Genomic DNA, 19,878 nt, shown 5'->3' with positions numbered 1-19,878 from the left:
AATTGCATACATGAGACATGTTATCCACTTATTGACCATCATCCTGGTTTCGGCCGCCTGCGATGGGGTAGGTCAAAGCCGGATCATTTACGAGCCGGATACGGCCATGCTGGGAACTGCTTATGAAATCTATCGGGAATCGGCCATCAACAACCGTCGCTTCAAACACGCCGATATCGAACCGCTTATCCTTAAGCGACGGAACAGCGGTGTTTTTGAAGTGACCCAGCTAGGCATTTCGGTACTCAAAAAGCCCATCTATCAACTCCGGTACGGCAGCGGCCCCAAGCGGGTGATGCTTTGGTCGCAGATGCATGGTAATGAACCCACAGCTACCATGGCGCTGATGGACCTATTTAATTTCCTGGAAGCATCGGGCGATGGGATGGATAGCATACGCAACCTGTTGAACGTACAGACGAGTCTTTATTTTATTCCGATGCTTAACCCCGATGGAGCCGACGTTTACACGCGCCGGAATGCGATGGATGTGGATTTAAACCGCGACGCCCGCTCGGGCGCCACCGTGGAAGGGCGTTTACTGCTTAACGCAGCGAAGGCTGTCGAACCCGATTACGGTTTCAATTTGCACGATATGCATATTTATTACAATGTGCCCGGCACGCCCACGCCGGTTACCATTGCGCTACTGGCACCGGCATATAATGAGGAGCGTGAAGTCAACGCGGTGCGCGGTGATGCGATGAAAATAGCAGCCGGTATCAACCAGCTGCTGCAGGCATATGTGCCGGGTGGCGTTGCGAAGTACGACGATACTTATTCGCCGCGATCATTTGGCGATAATTTTCAAAGCTGGGGTACACGTACGGTGCTAATTGAGTCGGGAGGCTACAAAGGCGATCCCGAAAAGCAGTTCATCCGCAAGCTAAACTTCATTGTCATTCTCAATGCATTGATAGAAATTGCTAAGAGCAGTTATGTAGAGTATGACATTGAAGCGTATGAGTCGATTCCGTTCAGTGACTCCAAACTCTCGGATGTGCTGCTGCGGCATGTCAGTATTTCCCGCGATTCGATGGAATATACCGTGGATTTATCGATATCCCGCAACGAATATACGGCAGACGGTGACTATTATATACAGTCGCGTATTAGCGATGTGGGCGATTTGCAAGAGAATTTCGGCTATGCCGAACTTGATGCTGTTGGCCTCCACTTCATGCCGGGGAAAATCTATCCCAAGGTGTTTGATCAGGTCGATGACCTATCTTTGCCACAAGCGATGGACTTATTGCGACAGGGCTTTTGTGCCATCCAGCTAGCTCAGATGCCCAAGGATCGCCATCATGGGCTGCCATTGGTGGCTTTTTACCAGCAGGCGCCGGGTGCTGCCAGCCCCCTTCTGGGCAGAGCAGCCAACTTTTTCCTAGCGAAAGATGGTGAGCCGGTGTATGCCGTAATCAATGGATACCTCATCGACCTTTCGTCGCTGCCGCAGGAAACGTTCAAGAATTATGTGCAATAGCACTCCCGCCTCCAATTTTACCTGCCCCATTTAGTATAACGGTTGAATACCCCTTAAATCGCCGAATAGGCCATTGGGATGATCAGTAAATAAAGAACGATACCCTTATCGATGAGATTTTTGATAACTTTATCCTGAAATTAGTTGTAAATCTAATCAAGATCGATGTTAAAAATAATAATGACAACTTTTGGGCTATGCGTAAGTACGCTGTGGATCATGGGGCAGCCATCTGATGCCGACAACATGTATTCGGCAGTTAAAGGCGCTGACGAGGTCGTGTTGAGCAATCCGGATGGAAAGCCTTTGCTTACCTATAGGTACACCGTGAAATCCCCGCCTGGTAACGTTGATGAGGCATACGGCCGAGGGGGGTATATCCATCCGTTGCAGACACTTTCGGGTAAAGTGCTCACTCATATCCAGCCAGCGGACCATTACCATCACTATGGTTTGTGGAATCCTTGGACGCATGTGCAATATAGGGACAAAATGTATGACCTTTGGAATATCGGAGGTAAAAAGGGAACGGTGCGCTTCGCGGAATTTGCCGAAATCTTCCGAGATAAGGAACACGCAGGCTTCGAAGCGGTACATGAGCACGTTATTTTCGATGAAGGCAAGGAAACCGTCATTATGAAAGAAAATTGGCGCATCGCCATTTCGCAATTGGATGCGAGCAGATACATTGTAGACATCCACTCTACGCTGGTTCCTGCCACCGATGCCGATGTCATATTGAAAGAATACCGCTATGGCGGGCTGGGATTTCGGGCGACACCCGAATGGACGAATACAAATAGCGGCGTGCTTACATCAACAGGTAAGACCCGCAAAGACGCGGACGGGTCCTTGGAGCGTTGGGCCATCATGTCTGGCCAATTAGGGAATACGGAGGGGGGCGTGCTGTTTCTCTCGCACCCCGATAATTATAATTTCCCCGAACCGGTGCGGATATGGCCTGTCGACGCCAATGGCGGCCGGGGGGACCAGTTTTTTAACTTCTCGCCTACCAAAAATATGGACTGGGTATTGGAAGCTGGAAAAACATATAACTTGCATTACCAGCTCGTCGTTTTTGATGGTTCATTATCAGCCAGCGACGCTGAGCAGTTATGGCAATCTTTCGCTAACTAGCACGTTCCGTATCCCTTGAAATGATAATTTATAAAATAACCATGAGATTCAGCTTTTTGTTACGATTACCACGGGTGGTGCTGCTGTGCCTACCATTTTTATTGTTTGTCAATGCATCAGTTGCGCAGTCGGTAAACTGGAAAAAAATCAAGATATTGGTATATACCAAAAACGGTGTAGGATTTGTACACGATAACATCGAAAATTCAATCATTGCCCTGAAAGCGCTGGGCGAGCAGCACGGCTTTGCGGTCGATGCCACAGAAGACCCGTCGGTATTTACCGATGAGAATCTGAAACAATACAATGCGTTGGTATTTTCAAATACCAACAACGATGTTTTCGATACCGATGCGCAGCGCGTGGCATTAATGCGTTATATCCAAGCGGGTGGCGGTTTTGTGGGTATCCACTCGGCATCGGGCACAGAACGTAAATGGAAGTGGTTTAAGCAGCTATTGGGGGCAACCTTTTATTGGCATGACAAATACCAGCCGTTTACGGTAAACATTGTCGATGCCGAGCATCCGTCGGTGGTCCACTTGCCCCGGAAATGGGTGCGCGTGCAGGGTGATGAATTTTATTACTTAAAGCAGATGAATGTAAACCTGCACGTGGTAGCTGTAAACGATGCTACCACGTTGGCGGGTGAGAACAACCGTAGGTTGGATACATTCGGCGATGTCTTCCCCTCGGTTTGGTGCCATGAGTTTGATGGCGGCCGGTCGTGGTACACGTCACTTGGCCATGGCAAAGAAGATTATAAAGACGAGGAGTTCATGAAGCACATCCTTGGCGGAATCGAATGGGTGGTGAAGGGAACCAAAAAGAGAAATTACAGCAAAGCATACGCTACCAGTCCGAACGACGAGGTGCGGCAAAAATAAACTGATTTTAAACGCAAAATAAATAAGTAGATTATGGATACACGAAATAAGCAATTGAATAGACGGGCATTCATCAAACAAACCGCTGGCGGCGCTGCTTTGTTGGCAACAGCCGCTGCCTTTCCAACCATCGTGCCGGCATCGGTATTTGGGAAGAACGCGCCGAGCAACCGCATCAATATCGGGCAAATTGGCTTTGGCCGTATTGCCAAGTCGCATGACCTGCCCGAAGTGTTGAAACACGATTATGTGCGTATCGTTGCGGTCGCCGATGTTGATCGCAGCCGAGCTATGGCGGGCAAGGAATGGTTAGAACAACAGCAAGCAAAGAAAAACGGAGGAAAGTCTCCAGTTGACGTGAGAACGTATGAGGACTACCGTGAATTGATTGCCAATAAAGATATCGATGCCGTGGTAATCAGCACGCCGGATCACTGGCATGCCCAACCAGCAATGGAAGCGGCTATTGCCGGGAAGCATATTTACCTGCAGAAACCCACGTCGCTTACCATTCAAGAAGGGCGCATGATGGCTGATGTGGTGGCACGTAAGGGTGTGGTGTTCCAACTCGGAAGCCAGCAGCGCTCCGTTAATCCATGGCCCCAGTTCAAACGGACATGCGAATTGGTGCGTAACGGTCGTATTGGTACCATCAAGCGGGTCATTGTTGGCCTTCCAGGTGATCCCGCAGGGGGCAATCCGGCCGAGATGCCCGTGCCGGAAAACCTAGACTACGACCGTTGGCTGGGTTCTACGCCGCTGGTGCCGTATACACTCGATCGCGTACATTCGCAAACCGATCTTTACGCCCGTCCGGGATGGTTGCGGTGCGAGCAATTTGGTGCAGGCATGATTACCGGATGGGGATCGCACCACATCGATATTGCCCATTGGGGGCTTGGTACGGAATTGAGTGGCCCGCTGGAAGCGGAAGGCTGGGCGAATTTCCCAACAAGCGGGCTGTGGAATGTGCATGGCGATTTTGAAGTACAGATGCTATACCCCAATGACGTGGTGATGCAGATTAGCGGAAAAAATCCTAACGGCGTCCGGTTCGAAGGGACAGAAGGGTGGATATTCGTGTCGCGGGGGAACGTGGGGGTTACCGCCACCGATCCCGGGGCCGGCGATGGCAAGGAAAACGAAGCTTTCAAAGCAAGTGACAACAAGATACTCCAATCCGTGATTGGCGAGAACGAAACTAAACTCTATGAAAGCCCCGAGCAACACCAAAACTGGTTGGAATGTATTCGCAACGGTAAGCAGACCATCAGCCACGTTGAGATAGCGCACCGTTCAGGATCGGCCTGCCTCATTGCTCATGCAGCGATGAAGCTGGGGCGTAAACTCCGGTGGAATGCGAAAAAAGAACAGTTTATCCGCGATAAAGAGGCAAATGCATTACTTTCCCGTCCGCAACGATTCCCTTATGGCACGTCGTATGTGAAAGGTTAGTTTTAGTTGATAGTTGACAGTTGATAATTGACAATCGTAAGTTTTTAGTTGATTGTCTGGGATAGTGGTCGAAATAAAGAAATAAATGAGACTTGCATAAATTGCCATAAAAAATAAAAAGATATGAATGATTTATGCAAGCTTCATTACCGTTAAAAAAGCAAATTTATTCGAATGAAAAAACAAACGGGATTGATTACCTTAATTACTGCGGTATGCCTTGCATCGTGCAATCCAAGTCAAGATAATATGCAGCGTAAAGATATTCAGTTGATTACCGTAGCACCCGGTCATTTCCACGCGGCGTTGGTGCAGAAAAGCATGTATCCGCAGGTAGATAGCGTAGTCCATGTTTATGCGCCTGAGGGGGTGGAGTTGGATGCCTATCTCGCATTGATCGATCAATACAATACACGAGGCGAATCGCCAACACGGTGGGACGAGGCAATTTATACCGGAACTGATTTCTTGGAAAGAATGCTGGAAGAGCGGAAAGGTAACGTCGTTGTATTGGCAGGTAACAATCGAGACAAAATCGATTACATTACGCGGTCTATTGATGCCGGGTTGAATGTACTTGCCGATAAACCCATGGCCATTAATACGGAAGGTTTTTCGAAATTGGTGGATGCATTTGCGAAGGCGGACGAGCAGGGAGTTTTGCTTTATGATATCATGACTGAGCGGTACGAAATCAACACGATGCTGCAAAAGGAGTTGTCGCAGGTCCCCGATTTTTTCGGTGGGTTGGAAAAAGGCACTGCCGACAACCCGGCCATTACCAAGGAAAGTGTGCACCATTTCTTTAAAGAAGTGTCGGGCAAGCCGTTGGTGCGCCCCGTGTGGTTTTACGATTCGCGGCAGCAGGGTGAGGGATTAGTTGACGTGACCACGCATTTGGTAGACATGGTTCAATGGGAAAGTTTTCCAGGCGAAGTCATCGACCATGAGCGGGATATCGAGCTGATATCTGCCAAGCGATGGCCAACGCTACTATCACCGGCCCAGTTCGAACGCTCAACAGGGCAACAGGAAATTCCGGCATTCCTTGAGGAATCGGTCCGCGAAGATGGTAATCTCGCCGTATTTGCCAATGGCGAAATTAATTATACACTGAAAGGCGTACATGCCAAGGTATCGGTTATTTGGAATTTCGAGGCCCCGCAGGGTACGGGCGACACCCACTATTCAATCATGCGCGGAAAGTACGCCGATTTGATTATCAAGCAAGGCGCGGAAGAAGGATACAAACCGGTGCTGTATGTAGAATCGACGGGCGAGCGGGACACAGCGGCATTTGAGGCTGCCCTTACCCAAGCGATTGAACAGCTGCGTGCCGACTACAAAGGGTTGGCATTTGAGCCTGTTGCTCCCGGTCGGTACCGCGTAAGCGTTGACCCGTCATTGGTGACAACCCATGAGGAGCATTTTGCACAAGTGACTGAGAAATACCTTGGCTTCCTGGAATCGGGTGCAATGCCCGAATGGGAAGTGCCTAATATGATTGCTAAATATTATTTGACAACGAAGGCACTCACGGAAGCAGAAACAGTAACGGCACCTTAGATTATTCCATCGCCCGCTAATCGGATACCGATGCCAGGTGCATGGGGCAATACCACTTTGCCATCTACCACCTCCATGCCGTGGTATACGTCGTTGCTGGTAAGGAGTGCGCCGTCTAGATCGGCCCAGTCCACTACCGGCGACAATTGGGCGGCAGCGGAAATGGCACACGAGGTCTCTGTCATGCATCCCAGCATTACTTTCATGCCGAAGGCTCGTGCCAGCTCAGCCATCTGGTGCGCTTCGCGCATGCCGGTGCATTTCATCAGCTTGATGTTGATGCCGCTATAGACACCATACGCGCTGTGCACATCTTCAAGGCGCTGTACAGCTTCGTCGCCGATGGTAGGTATCGGGCTGTTTTCCGTAAGCCATGCGTTGTCGTCTACCTGCTCCTTAGGCATCGGTTGTTCAAGGAATATAACGCCGCGATCGGCCAGCCAATGCGCCATTTCCAAGCCCTTTTCTCGCTGCTTCCAACCTTGGTTTACGTCAGCGCAGAGGGGCTTGTCTGTAACCTCACGAATGGTTTCAATCATCATCTTATCCGTATCGAGTCCGAGTTTCACTTTGAGTAGCTTATAGGGTGCAGCCTCTTTTACTTTTTGCCGCACCACTTTGGCAGTATCAATACCGATGGTAAAGGATGTATTGGGTGTATCGGCGGGATTATACCCCCATATCCGGTGCCAAGGCTGGCCCATGATTTTGCCTACCAAATCATGCAGGGCGATGTCTACCGCGGCTTTGGCCGCCGTGTTTTTCGGGGCAAGCTGATCGATATAGGCGAGGATATCGGCCATATGGAAGGGGTCGTCGAAGCCGGAAAGGTCTACCCGGTTCAGAAATGCCAATACACTTTCGTGCGACTCGCCTAGATAAGGCGGCATTGAAGCTTCGCCATAGCCCACGGTTCCATCATATTCCAACGCGGTGAGCACAACGGGGGTGGTACTACGTGAGCCCGCAGCAATGGTAAACACATGCCGAAGCTCAAGGGTATAGGGGCGGTATCTTAACGTAAAGTTTCCAAACTTACGGATGGTTGTTTGCATACTTTTTGACGATTTTCATGAGTGACTAGACTAATAGGACGGGTTTGTAGCAACTGCCTTCAGACCGGTATCTTCCTGCCCCACATACCTCCGTGCAGCCACCAACGTCCGCGACTGGAAGTCGCTATAATTGGATGCCTCTGGAAGCATGCTGTTGATGCGTACCGTGCCTGCAGCATGTATAAACTCACCATTGCCCAGGTAGAGCGCCACATGTGTAATCCGCGCGTCGGATGACCGCCCTTGGCCCGAGGCGAAAAAGAGTAGGTCGGCAGGACGGAGGTTTCGGAGTGCCTTTTCGGTATTTAATGTGTCGGCCGATAAGATGTCGATTGGTTCACCTACCAGTACTTGTTGCGATGCATCCCGCGGTATGATAATCCCATTCATGAAATAGGCCGTTTTGGTAAAGCCACTACAATCTACACCTTTTATCGAAGTGCCCCCCCAAAGATAGGGGACGCCCATCATGGTTTTGGCAATAGCTAATACGCTCTCTGCTGTCACGTTATTTGTACCCAGCCACTCGTCAAAGGGGCGGACCAACTCATCGGCTACGTAAGCAAGACGCCCGTCCGGATATTGTACGTGGTAGAACCCGTTGGTCTGATCCAAAGCAATCAGTAAATTGCCCATCACTAAGTCAGAAACGCGCAGCGATTGGAGGTCAGGTTCCGTGTAAGCATGTCCAAAATCAGCGGTGAAGATGACTTTTCTAGCCAATTTCCATCGGCCAACTTCTTCCGGAGACATGGGCGTAACCGACGAGGTACTTACCCAGCCGATATACCCTTCGGGCGTGCGTGCCCGATAGTATCCATTGGCTTGTTGTAGTAAGTCCACCGTTGTGCCCAACAACACCTGCGATGCCAGCTCGGCTTGGTTGCGCGGCGTCACCCGTAAGTTTGCCACCGAAAGATTTACCACACCCGAAACATTCTCACCCACACTACTGTCAGGCAATAGATTTATCATTATATTTGTTTCGGAGATGTCATTATTGGCAAGCTGACGACGAAAAGCAGGCAGTGCTTCTGCTTCTGTAGTCGTCACTTGGTAGTGAGCCGATAAGCCCTCATTCGGCGGGTGCAACTCGAAAAGCGCCGTACGTTGGTCAGGTGCATATAGGGTTTTTATTTCTTCAACAATATGCGTGATTTTGTTGTATTCAGCAGAATCCTGCAAATGGGTTTGTGCATTGACTGGGATGTAAATACAACTATAAAACAATGTTAATAGAAATACATAGCGGATTTTCATCATGGGTATGTTTCATACGAAGTTAGCGGATAATTCGGTATTGTACAATTTTTTGATGAAATCATTGTAAATGGCAGCATTGCCTGCATGAAAATGCACCGCAGCAACCTGTCGAAATTTGCGTTACTTGTATCGGTTTAGACGAGATCCATATTCAAAAAAGCAAAGAAGTAAATGATTGACAGAAGGACATTTATAAAAGCAGGGACAATTGGTGCTTCGGTGTTTTCGATAGGTGGACTTACGGCTGCCACCGCCACGCAGCGAACAAATAGGGCAATCAATAAACCGATCGTCATATCTACTTGGAACTTTGGTGTAGCGGCAAACCAAGCCGCATGGGAGGTATTGGATGGTGGCGGTAGTGCATTGGATGCGGTGGAAGCGGGTGTCCGCATACCGGAAGCCGATTTATCAAACCTAACCGTTGGTAAAGGGGGGTATCCGGATCGCGACGGCCACGTCACGTTAGACGCGTGTATCATGGATCATCAGGGTAATTGCGGTGCTGTCGCGGCGCTGGAACACATAGCTCACCCAATTTCGGTAGCGCGGCTGGTCATGGAGAAAACACCCCACGTAATGCTCGTCGGCGAAGGCGCTTTGCAGTTTGCGCTCGAGAATGGGTTCGAACGGGAAAGGCTCCTTACACCTGAAGGCGAGGCCGCGTGGAAGGCTTGGCTCAAAGAAGGTAAATACGAGCCCGTGATCAATATCGAAAATGAATCGTATACCACGGACAAGCTGCCGGGTAACCAGTATAACCACGATACCATCGGTATGCTGGCGCTAGATAGCAATGGTCATCTTTCGGGCGCATGTACGACCAGTGGTATGGCCTTCAAAATGCGTGGCCGTGTAGGGGATAGTCCGATTATCGGAGCAGGACTTTACGTCGATAACGAGGTGGGTGGCGCTACGGCCACCGGTGTGGGTGAAGAGGTGATCCGGACAGTGGGTAGTTTTCTTGTTGTTGAGTTGATGAGGCAGGGTTTATCACCGCGCGATGCTTGCCGTGAGGCTGTGGAACGCATCATTAAAAAGAAGCCCGAAACCGCCAAGAAAATCCAGGTCGGATTTCTCGCGTTGAATAAAGGTGGAGAATATGGCGCTTTTTCATTACAAAATGGCTTTTCATATGCCGTGTGTGATACGAATCAGCGGGACTTACTGGTGGATGGTGAGCACGTGTATTGATTTTAGATTTTGTTTCATCTAATCCGTGTTTAATGATGAGATGGTGATTTGATGATGTGGGCATGGGAACACGGATTTAGTGGATGGAGGGGGCGTGGTGAGTAGCCGGTTAATGACGGAGAATCGACAACTAGCAAAAAGCAAAACAGCAAAAGGCAAACAACAACAACAACAATGGTAGCAACATTCGGTGGCGGGTGCTTTTGGTGCACTGAAGTGATTTTCCAACAATTGGAAGGAGTGAGGCATGTGAGCCCGGGATATATGGGGGGCAGCCGTGAGCATCCAACCTATGAACAGGTTTGTAGTGGCGCTACAGGGCATGTAGAAGTTGTGCAGATTGATTATGATGAGGCAACGCTGCCTTACGAGGCGCTCTTAGCGGTGTTTTTCAAGACGCATGACCCTACCACCCTTAATAGGCAGGGCAATGATGTAGGGACCCAATACAGATCGGCTATATTTTACCACAATGAGAGCCAGCGTGTTGAAGCGGAAGCATTTATTCGCCAGTTATCGGCGCATGAAGTATACGATTCCCCGATTGTAACAGAGGTAGTACCGGCGCAGCCCTTTTATGAAGCGGAAGATTACCATCATGATTATTATAACAACAACCCACAAAATCCCTATTGTGCAGCGGTGATTGCGCCAAAGCTTCAAAAATTTCTAAAAAACCGGGATGATTTCCTAAGACATTAGATAATTTTCTAACTTTGGAATTCATCTACCAATGAAGGATACTAGACCAAAAGGCAAAATGTGGAGCCGAGCGGTAATGACGCTGTTGATCGGAATGGTCTCGATTACCTTCCAGCTTGATGCATCACCATATCACCATGCCCAAGTACTTCCTGGTGTAGACAAGCACCACATGATGATCAACACAGCTACCAAGGATCCCTTTGGGATGGTATGGATGTTATCCGGCGGGCTGATTTATCGTTTTGACGGGGTTTCCGTCACCCCCTTTTCAAAACTGTATGGCAAAGAACTGCCGTTTTATGAAGCAAATGCACTGCACGCCGATCCGTGGGGGCGCCTGTGGATCAGCACCCGCAATGGGCTTGCAATATTTGACCTAAACTCGTGGTCGTTCATAGAACGGGATCATCCGTTGGGTGAGTTAGCGGGCCGGCAGGTGGTTTCATTTTTCGCTTCCGATGATGCATTCTATTTGGCAGATCGGCGCGGCAACGTCTGGCTTATCGGTGAACAAAACAAGCGATTGCTTTTCCAGTTTAATCCGTATGCCGTTTTCGAACGTCGTCCGGTGGGCAGGCTCCTCGTAGCCGATCGCGACCGGCTTTGGCTGGCTTTCGGAGACAATCTGTATGGGTATGACTTGGCGACCGACCGCCAGACCGTATCACCTTTTCCGGAGGGCTTGTTTAATCGTATGGAAGACCTACTTCCGGTGGCCGGCGGGGTACTCATTCGAATTTATTCGCAGGGTTATTACCTATTCGACGGTGAGGTATTGCGCGCTATGCCGCGGTCTGTCTTTCGCACCACCGATTTCACCAATTGGAACCATTGGTCGTTCGAAACGGAAGACAAGATAGTTGTCTTCCATGAGACCCAATATTTCGAGTTCAGCCGGGATACCGCTTTCCGGCTGTTGGCCACCGGAACCCATCAATTCAACGAACACATCTTATATAAGCGACTCAATGGCTGGCAGCGTGCTGGCGACGAATGGCTGTTGTGTACCGATCAAGGGTTATATAGTGTTTTTCCGGCAAACGTTACCTTCGATTTTATCAATTGTGGGAGTGCCCGCGGTATGATTAAACAGGGAGGGACCTATTATTTTGGTGGCTATGGGTATCTTGATGCGTTGCCCCACGAGGGCGAATTGGCCCCGTTTACCCGAGCCCCTGAAAACAATTACTACGCCTTCTTAGCGCTGTCGCCAGATACCACTTGTATTGCGTTGGAAGGCGATTTCCTGGCCTATCTTATCCGCGGTAACGTGTCGCCCGCCCCGGTACGTCCGCTACCCGACAGCCAAGAACGTTTTACCGGTATGGCTTATTGTATGGTTAACTATGTGGCCGATACACTCTTGGTAGGCACCTATAACGGGATATGGAAATATGCACGGTCGTCTGGAGAAGTTACCCCTTTGATATGCCCCGTATCCGGATTCTTCAGTCGGGGCATGCGGGTACAGTCGATATCCTTGCATGGAGGAAGCATAGCGTTTACCACAGATCAGGGTTATTTTACTTGGAGGCGAAATCAGTTACATAAAATATACCCCACAGAAAATACCGACGTGAACGTTTATGCGCATATTCAGCGTGGAGACACGGTTTATTTGGCAACAAAGGGGCAGGGGCTTATTGTCATCGATGGTGAAGGGCGTGCCAGCATGATTAACATCGAGCATGGGCTGGCGAGCAATACCGTGTACCAAATGGCTTGGGCGGATGACGCGCTTTTCCTAGGTACACACGAGGGACTATCCGTGCGCAAAGGTGGTCGGATTTTTAACTATTACCATACGGATGGGCTACCTTTTGAAGAGTTCAACCATCAGGCCACGTATTACGATGCCGAGGAGGGCAAGTTGTTTATGGGTGGTATAGGTGGTTACATTTCGTTCAAGCCCGACCAGTTGTTGCTGGCTGCCGATGTCGCTGCCCCCCATCCGCAGCTTTCCGCCATCCGGCTCGGAATGCATTCAAATCGTTATGTAGAAGGGTATGGCCGGAAGCAGTTGGGCGATACACTCAAATTGCCTGCTGACGCCGTTTGGTTTTCGATGGATTTTGCACGCCCCGACTCGTACAGGCGGGTATACCGGATGCTGTTCAAGATAGCGCCGTTTATGAAGGAGTACCAAGAGATGCCTGCCTCGGCCCAGATTAACCTATCCGGCCTATCGGCTGGCGAATACTATGTGTCTGTAAAAATGGAAGCGACCAACGGCGGTGGAGTGGCATCGGAACATACGTGGTTGGTTGCCAAGAATCCCGTTTTCACGGAAACGTTCGCGTTTTACGCGTTGTTGATTCTATTTGTAGGGGGGATAGCGGGTTATGTCGTATATGAGCGGGCGCGGAAGATCAAGGGCGAAGAACGCCTGCGAAAACGTATCTCGCGCGACTTGCACGATGAGGTAGGTGGTTTGCTTACGGGTATCTCCATGCAAACCGACCTCCTTCGCCTCAAGGACCATCACGCCAGTTCCATCGAATCGATCGGAAGCTATAGTCGCGAAGCCATACAAATGATGGACGATATCATCTGGGCGGTCGATTCGCGCAACAACCAGCAGGGTAGTCTGAGCGACCGTATGAAATTTCTTGTTTCCCAATTGCTAGAGCCGATAGATGCCGTGGTAACCTTCGACTTTGATCAACAGGATGACCGGAAGATTTCGCAGAAGATACGGCAGAACCTTTACCTGATTTTTAAAGAAGCCTTACATAATATTTGCAAACACGCCAACGCGAAGGCGGTCCATATTAAACTGCATCATACCGGCAGGTATATTGAGATGGTTGTCCGCAATGACGGATCAGGCAAGCAGCGCGCGGAACAAACTACAAGCCGGAGGGGCCATGGGTACCGCAACATGCAATTGCGTGCCGCGCAGCTCGATGCAATGTTTAAGGCGGAGCGGTTTGCCGATGGATATGAAGTGTCTGTTGTGGTACCTATCCGTAGCGGTTTTTTCGTAAATCCCTTTAAATACCTCGGTTTGACATGGACGCATGGGTGATTGGCTTTGCGGTAGCGGGTATTGCGCTCAGTGCATTGAGTATCGTGCTGCGTATTATTGATTATTATCGATGGCGTGATCTAGCCGAACTGCTATTAAGCGTGGCGTTGTTTGCCATTATGTGGTATGCATTTATTTACATGATGGTGCTCACCGGCTACATTGTCTATATTCCCAATCTATACAACAAGGGGATTCCGCTATATTATCTCATTGCACCTTGTACCTATTTTTACGCATGGCTCAAACTGCAGCGAAGGCGCAAGTTGGCCCGTTACTGGTACCTGCACTTGTTGCCGTTTGTTTTCGGGCTTATTGATATTATGCCCTATGCCCTCTCAAGTGCGGTTGAAAAACAAGCCCTTATGGCACAGTTGACAAGCAACATGCGCATGGGCTTTGAGCACGAATATGGATTTATCGACCAGCAGTGGCACTATGTCATCCGCTTAGTTTTGTCATTTGCTTATTTATTGGCGCAGTGGCGTTTGCTTTTTCTGGCCGATACCGAGGAGGGTGGTGTGCCTAAACAGCTCCTCTATTCGCTATATGCGTTGACAGTCATCTACTCGCTGTTTATTGCACTGCAGGTGAGCATGATACTGAATATCCTGTTTAACCAGATACAGGCATCGTACATTTTGAAAGATGCCCATCAACTCATTTGGATCAGCGGGTTTTACCTGTTGTTCAGTATTTGGGTATGTTTCGCATTGCGATTTCGGCGATCAGGCAATATATTTTAAAAACTACACCAAACGGGTAGTGTTGCCGAATGAGGAATATAGTACCTTTATCGCACCATGAAAAACGCTATTCCTAATCAGTTGGGATAATTTTTGCTACGTTATGAAAAATGAAACATTCAATTTGGTTATCATAGAAGATAACCCGGTTATCCTGAAAGTGCTGGAGTCGTATTTCAAGACATCGCCGCCATTCAACCTTCTATTTTGCTCCACCTCCACCGAAGCTTTTATAGATCGTTGGAAAGACCAGCGTATCGATATTTTACTTTGTGACATCGGCTTGCCCGGCAAATCGGGTATAGAAGCAACTTGGTACGTCAAGCGTAAATCGTTTGCCACCCAAGTAGTGATGTTTACGGTATTTGAAGACAAGGAAACTATCTTCCAAGCCCTTTGTGCCGGTGCTTCCGGCTATTTGCTCAAAGACACACCGATGGCTAAGATTGAAGAGCAGTTGTTGGAGGTGATGGACGGCGGTTCGGTGATGAGCCCTCAGGTAGCGCGGATGGTGGTTGGTTATTTCAACCCGTTGCTGGACAAGGATAATAGGGCAATCGACCGGCTTACCCATCGGGAAATCGAGATTGTATCCATGTTGCAGCACGGGGCGACTTACCGGACCGTTTCCGAACGGCTTTTTATCAGCGTGGATACCGTAAAATTCCATATACGCAATATTTATAGCAAGCTACAGATTAATTCAAGGTCTGAACTGGTCAACAAATACTAAATCGCTAAGCCATTGCCATTCCCTTGTTTTTGAAGAACCACCCCTTTGGGTGGGAAAACTTATTGCCGTATCCATTACTTTTGTAAGCATCTCGATGAAAAACAAGACATGAAGTCAGACAAGAACACGTTGGCAATTATAGAAGACAGACGCGTCATTCTCGATTCGCTTACAGCATTTTTTGGAGCGTCCGAACGATTCGACCTGGTCTTTGCGGCTGATTCTGCCGAACAGTTTATGGAACGTTGGGATGACCAGCGCATCGACTTACTCCTGTGTGATATCGGTTTGCCTGGCAAGTCGGGTATTGAGGTAGCGTGGTATGTGAAGCGGCGGTCGTCGTCTACGCAGGTGGTCATGTATACCGTCTTTGACGATAAGGACGCAATTTTCCAGGCCCTTTGTGCCGGCGCATCGGGCTACTTATTGAAAAACACACCGTTGCCGCAGGTAGAAGAGCGATTGATTGAAGTATTAAATGGCGGATCGGTGATGAGTCCGCATGTAGCCCGCATGGTTATCGGCCATTTCAACCCTTATTTGGACAAACCCTATGCAGATGTCGAGCGGCTTACGCCGAGAGAGATTGAAATCGTCTCTTTGTTGCAGGATGGCCATTCATACAAGCAGGTCGCCACGCAAACCCACATCAGTGTGGATACCGTGAAATACCATATCCGAAACATATACGGCAAGTTGCAAATCAACAGCCGTTCAGAACTGATTACTAAATATAAGCGGCCAACCTGAAAGCCTTGCATGCACGCCGGCGGATACCGGATCCCCATGTTGCGGTGGTAGAACGCAACGCTGGTATCCTTGCCGGATGCATGCATTTTTGAAATCAAACCTTTTTCCGCTCCATCCATCCGCTTGTCTTTCGTGCTAGAAAGACGATTGTTCGGAAACTGCCCTTTTTAGGTAGTTTATTCCTAAACGGAATATCTTAACTTTGCCAACTAATTGATTCATGCTCAAATTGATAAACCAGCATACCTATGGAAAGTTTGGATTTACAGTTAAAAAATGTCGATATCGCCCAAGCTGTGGCGTATTTCGGTGAAACAGAGTTGCTCGATTTTATTGGGGCTAGTCGGATTGAAGACTACTTGGTGTCGACCCGGGAGGACGCCATTGGCGTTGATGATGGCAAGGAACCCTGGGCCAAGGTACACTTGCACCGGCACATCACGTCTGCCAAGGTACAGTTGGGTGGCAGGTGCAAGATGACTATCCAAGCCGATTTTGCGGATAACGACAGTGACGAGGTTATCATCGATGTGCGGATGGATCGCGCCTTTGGGGTGCTTCTTCGGCAGCGGACGCCTGACGTTGCCTAGATAACTGCCTGTAACAATCTGAAAAACCACCCACTTGGGTGGGAAAACGTATTCCTGAGGGGCATACATTTGTGGTCGTTAAGTCATGTAACTACCTCATGAAAGAACCCAATGGGATCCGCTAATTATTATTTAGCTATAGTCGAAGACAAGCCTGTCATTCTTGATGCATTGCTTGCGTATTTCTCGTCGTCACCAAATTTCAAGCCGATTTTGGCTGAAGGGTCTGCCGAGCAATTTTTCGAAAGCTGGAAGGAACAGCGCATAGACCTGTTGCTGTGCGATGTCAGCCTGCCTGGGAAATCAGGTGTTGAGGTGGCGTGGTACGCGAAGCGGAAATCAGCCACCACCCAAATCGTCATGTTTACCGTGTTTGAAGACAAGGAGACCGTTTTCCAGGCCATTTGTGCCGGGGCGTCAGACTATCTATTGAAAAACACCCCATTGCCACAAGTGGAAGTGCGTCTGTTGGAAGTACTTCGGGGTGGTTCGCTGATGAGCCCACAAGTCGCCCGGATGATTCTCGGGCATTTCAATGCCCTTGGACATCGTGAAAGCGGTACGGCCGGTGAGCAGCTTACCACCCGCGAAGCGGAAATCGTCTCCCTATTGCAACAAGGGGATACATATAAACAAGTAGCCGAGAAGCTTTCTATCACCATAGGTACGGTAAAATTCCATATAAGGAATGTATATGGGAAGTTGCAGTTGAATAGTCGGGGGGAGATGGTGGAGAAGTATAATAAACCAATATAGCGATAAAATAAGTACATAATACCATTCTAACCAATAGAAATGATTACGAAAAAGAATGATCAAAGCGGGACTTTAAGGTTGAGAATACGGAAAGTAGTCACTTTCGTTGCCCTCTTTGTAGGGTTGTATCCTAGTTTGTCTTATACACAGGATCTTCAGATTGATATTAATAATACGCCGAATGGCGGCACACTTACCTTGAGTGCGACTACCTATCCGATAAGTACGGCACTCGTTATTCCCGATAACAAAACCATCACCATCCGTGGGGCAGGAGCGGGGATTACTACCATCCAACAAACGAGTACCAATCAGCGGGTGTTTACGGTTGGGCAAACAGATAACCAGGGAGCTACGCTGATATTGGAAGACCTGACGATTACGGGGGGCGATGTGAGGAATGGCGAAGGCGGGGGGATTTTTATACATGAAGGATGGGATGTGACGCTGAATCGCATGGAGGTCAAAGGAAATACTGCTTCGGGGTCTTCTGCTATACTCAATACAAAATTTAATCTTGCCGATAGGGCGGCCGGAGGGGGAATATTTAATAATGGTAGTAATCTTACGTTGAACAATTCGATAATTTCCGAGAATACTGCCGATGGTACCGTATTGCACGGAAATGGGGGTGGTATTTATAGTCTTAAGGGTTTACTGAAAATAAATGCTTCAACGATTTCAAATAATTATGCGAAGGGCGTAGCACCAACTTTGGAACCACTTTTTGTCGGTTCATCGGATAGCCGTGGCGGAGGTATTCATAGTAATGGGGGTAAACTCATATTGATGGATTCAGAGGTTTCCGGCAATAAGAGCGATAGCCATGGCGGTGGTATTTTCCTTGAAGGACGTTCAGCAATAGGGGTGCCAGTTGTTGTCGGTTTAGGAGAAGGGATCATTATTAATTCCGTCATCAAAGAGAATATTGCACGGGAGAACCCTTACTCGCATCGGGGGGAAGGGGGGGGTATTCATGTTTTTGTATATGCCTCATTGATCATGTATGGAGGTGAAGTCCAGCATAACACGGTCCGGGGTTTTCAATCCGGTTATGCTTCGGGTGCTGTCTATCGGCACGGGGGCGGGGTGCATTTGCAGCAAACTGCTGTCACGCCGGAAGGCCAAGAACCTGCTGTGCGCGCGGTCTTTCGAATGGTCAAATTTGAGGGAAACGAGATTGATGACAACTTCTCCGGCCCAGCAGGTGGTTCAGGAGAAGATATCGGCTTACCAGAAGGATTAAATCACCATGTCGGCAATTTACGGAATAATGCCGACGTAAAAATGGAACTCAATCATTGGGGTGATGAAAATGGTCCTCAACCAGCTGTTGAACGATGTGAAACAGGTGACTGTGCTGTTGATTTGACCTTGGGCTTTAGCGGTACTGGCCAAGGAGCAGTATCCATTGCGCACAATGCTGCTGGTGATCCTATTTTTGATGGGATATTGCAAGCCTTAGCGGATGCTGAATATAATGGATTGACGACCAAAGGGGCACAATTCAGTTCCATCATTGGATTAAACGATGGCGCAGCTCTCCAATCCAGTAACGGCGAACAGACACTTTCCCTTCCATATATGGCGAATATCAGGCTGTCGGCCGCTGCTCAAGGAATTTCAACGTTCGGCGGTTGGGACGACAATCCGGCGAATACTACCCCAATGAACCTGACGATGGACGATGATAAAGATGTCACTGCTTCATTCAGTCCTGGTCCAGCACATACCGTCACATTGACTGGGCCAACGGAAGGAACAGCCGGGATAGCAAGTGATGAATTTACATTGACGGTTGTCGATGCAGATGGCAATACCAAAGCAGTTTCCACGGATACGGAGTTTGGTTTGTCGAGTAATGGCGACGGTGAACCAACTTTCGACCCTCTAAGTCCAGTGACCGTCTCGGCAGGTAGCGCAAGTGTTACTTTTAGCTATGAGAACACCAAAGCAGGTGATTACACAATTACTGCCACGCGTCAAAGCGGTGAGACCTTACCCGGAGGCGGTTCGGATGAGGTTGATATTACAATCATGGCAGGTAGTATTTCCGTCGGTCCCAATGGCACACTACTCAGTGTCGACGAGACCGAACGTATCGCCGGGGTTGAAATAGCCACTGTTGGTGTACAGTTGAAAGATACTTATGGAAATAATATTCATCAACCGGATGTAGAAATAGTGTTCACCGCTACGCATGGTCTTTTGGATAATGGTGGTGATCCGGCCGCAGCAGTTGTTACGGTCTCGACAGATGCAAACGGTTTGGCTACGGCGACATTGGCTTCTTCACTAGCCGGTGAAGCAGAAGTTACGGCCACTGTACCGATTGAAGGAACAGCAACGCCAGTTTCTAACGGTAGTCCTGTTACTATTGAGTTCGTAGCCGGTGCGGCCTCTGTTGGCACGACCACGATCACAGCGGCCTCTGGCAGCATCACGACCGACGGCAGCACGTTGGTCACCGTTCAGTTGAAAGATGCGAATGGGAACAACCTGGGCGTTTCCTCGGGGACGGTGTTGC

Annotated in this window: 16 protein-coding genes; 14 read left to right on the top strand and 2 right to left on the bottom strand. The window is 49.0% G+C overall.

From position 1 onward, the window contains the following. Positions 1-10 precede the first annotated feature (10 nt). The 5 genes from VNQ80_RS01025 (at position 11) to VNQ80_RS01005 (ending at position 6,531) form a co-directional block, all read left to right on the top strand. A complete protein-coding gene (locus VNQ80_RS01025) occupies positions 11-1,486 on the top strand; it encodes a M14 family zinc carboxypeptidase (protein WP_325635477.1) in 1,476 nt (491 codons plus the stop codon). 165 nt (positions 1,487-1,651) lie between these two features. Next, positions 1,652-2,623 (top strand): PmoA family protein, encoded by a 972-nt coding sequence (locus tag VNQ80_RS01020; protein ID WP_325635475.1) that lies wholly within the window; start codon positions 1,652-1,654, stop codon positions 2,621-2,623. Positions 2,624-2,664: 41 nt separating this feature from the next. Next, positions 2,665-3,510, top strand: a complete 846-nt coding sequence (locus VNQ80_RS01015; protein WP_325635473.1) for a ThuA domain-containing protein — start codon at positions 2,665-2,667, stop codon at positions 3,508-3,510. Between the two features lie 33 nt (positions 3,511-3,543). Further along, positions 3,544-4,965 (top strand): Gfo/Idh/MocA family oxidoreductase, encoded by a 1,422-nt coding sequence (locus VNQ80_RS01010; RefSeq protein ID WP_325635471.1) that lies wholly within the window; start codon positions 3,544-3,546, stop codon positions 4,963-4,965. A 174-nt stretch (positions 4,966-5,139) separates the two neighbouring features. Next, positions 5,140-6,531: a putative oxidoreductase C-terminal domain-containing protein gene (locus VNQ80_RS01005; RefSeq protein ID WP_325635469.1), complete on the top strand. Its 1,392-nt coding sequence runs from the start codon at positions 5,140-5,142 to the stop codon at positions 6,529-6,531. Here the strand turns inward: VNQ80_RS01005 and VNQ80_RS01000 are convergent. Both VNQ80_RS01000 and VNQ80_RS00995 read right to left on the bottom strand, forming a co-directional pair. Beyond that, complete coding sequence (locus VNQ80_RS01000) at positions 6,528-7,586, bottom strand: dipeptide epimerase (RefSeq protein ID WP_325635467.1); 1,059 nt, start codon at positions 7,584-7,586, stop codon at positions 6,528-6,530. The genes VNQ80_RS01005 and VNQ80_RS01000 overlap by 4 nt on opposite strands. A gap of 30 nt (positions 7,587-7,616) precedes the next feature. Further along, positions 7,617-8,849: an NlpC/P60 family protein gene (locus VNQ80_RS00995; RefSeq protein ID WP_325635465.1), complete on the bottom strand. Its 1,233-nt coding sequence runs from the start codon at positions 8,847-8,849 to the stop codon at positions 7,617-7,619. A 171-nt stretch (positions 8,850-9,020) separates the two neighbouring features. Here VNQ80_RS00995 and VNQ80_RS00990 point away from each other — a divergent pair, with 171 nt between their 5' ends. From VNQ80_RS00990 to VNQ80_RS00950, 9 genes are all read left to right on the top strand, one after another. After that, complete coding sequence (locus VNQ80_RS00990; protein WP_325635463.1) at positions 9,021-10,043, top strand: N(4)-(beta-N-acetylglucosaminyl)-L-asparaginase; 1,023 nt, start codon at positions 9,021-9,023, stop codon at positions 10,041-10,043. A gap of 174 nt (positions 10,044-10,217) precedes the next feature. Then, positions 10,218-10,745 carry a peptide-methionine (S)-S-oxide reductase MsrA gene (gene msrA / locus VNQ80_RS00985; RefSeq protein ID WP_325635461.1) on the top strand — a complete coding sequence of 176 codons (528 nt, stop codon included), beginning with the start codon at positions 10,218-10,220 and terminating at the stop codon, positions 10,743-10,745. Positions 10,746-10,776: 31 nt separating this feature from the next. Beyond that, positions 10,777-13,776 (top strand): histidine kinase, encoded by a 3,000-nt coding sequence (locus VNQ80_RS00980; RefSeq protein WP_325635459.1) that lies wholly within the window; start codon positions 10,777-10,779, stop codon positions 13,774-13,776. Continuing rightward, positions 13,761-14,522 carry a hypothetical protein gene (locus VNQ80_RS00975; RefSeq protein ID WP_325635457.1) on the top strand — a complete coding sequence of 254 codons (762 nt, stop codon included), beginning with the start codon at positions 13,761-13,763 and terminating at the stop codon, positions 14,520-14,522. The genes VNQ80_RS00980 and VNQ80_RS00975 overlap by 16 nt, the downstream gene beginning before the upstream one ends. Positions 14,523-14,625: 103 nt before the next feature. Next, a complete protein-coding gene (locus VNQ80_RS00970) occupies positions 14,626-15,255 on the top strand; it encodes a response regulator transcription factor (RefSeq protein ID WP_325635455.1) in 630 nt (209 codons plus the stop codon). Between the two features lie 108 nt (positions 15,256-15,363). Continuing rightward, positions 15,364-16,005, top strand: a complete 642-nt coding sequence (locus tag VNQ80_RS00965) for a response regulator transcription factor (RefSeq protein ID WP_325635453.1) — start codon at positions 15,364-15,366, stop codon at positions 16,003-16,005. 248 nt (positions 16,006-16,253) lie between these two features. Then, the gene (locus tag VNQ80_RS00960; RefSeq protein ID WP_325635451.1) at positions 16,254-16,595 is read left to right on the top strand and encodes a hypothetical protein; all 342 of its coding nucleotides are present in this window, start codon (positions 16,254-16,256) and stop codon (positions 16,593-16,595) included. A 111-nt stretch (positions 16,596-16,706) separates the two neighbouring features. Then, positions 16,707-17,351, top strand: a complete 645-nt coding sequence (locus tag VNQ80_RS00955; protein WP_325635449.1) for a response regulator transcription factor — start codon at positions 16,707-16,709, stop codon at positions 17,349-17,351. A gap of 78 nt (positions 17,352-17,429) precedes the next feature. Next, a partial coding sequence (locus tag VNQ80_RS00950) for a hypothetical protein (RefSeq protein WP_325635447.1) occupies positions 17,430-19,878 on the top strand: 2,449 nt, incomplete at its 3' end.

The sequence above is a fragment of the Parapedobacter sp. genome (assembly GCF_035556095.1).
GTDB lineage: Bacteria > Bacteroidota > Bacteroidia > Sphingobacteriales > Sphingobacteriaceae > Parapedobacter.
Note: the sequence above shows the minus strand (reverse complement) of the source record. Positions and strands in the feature narration are given on the sequence as shown.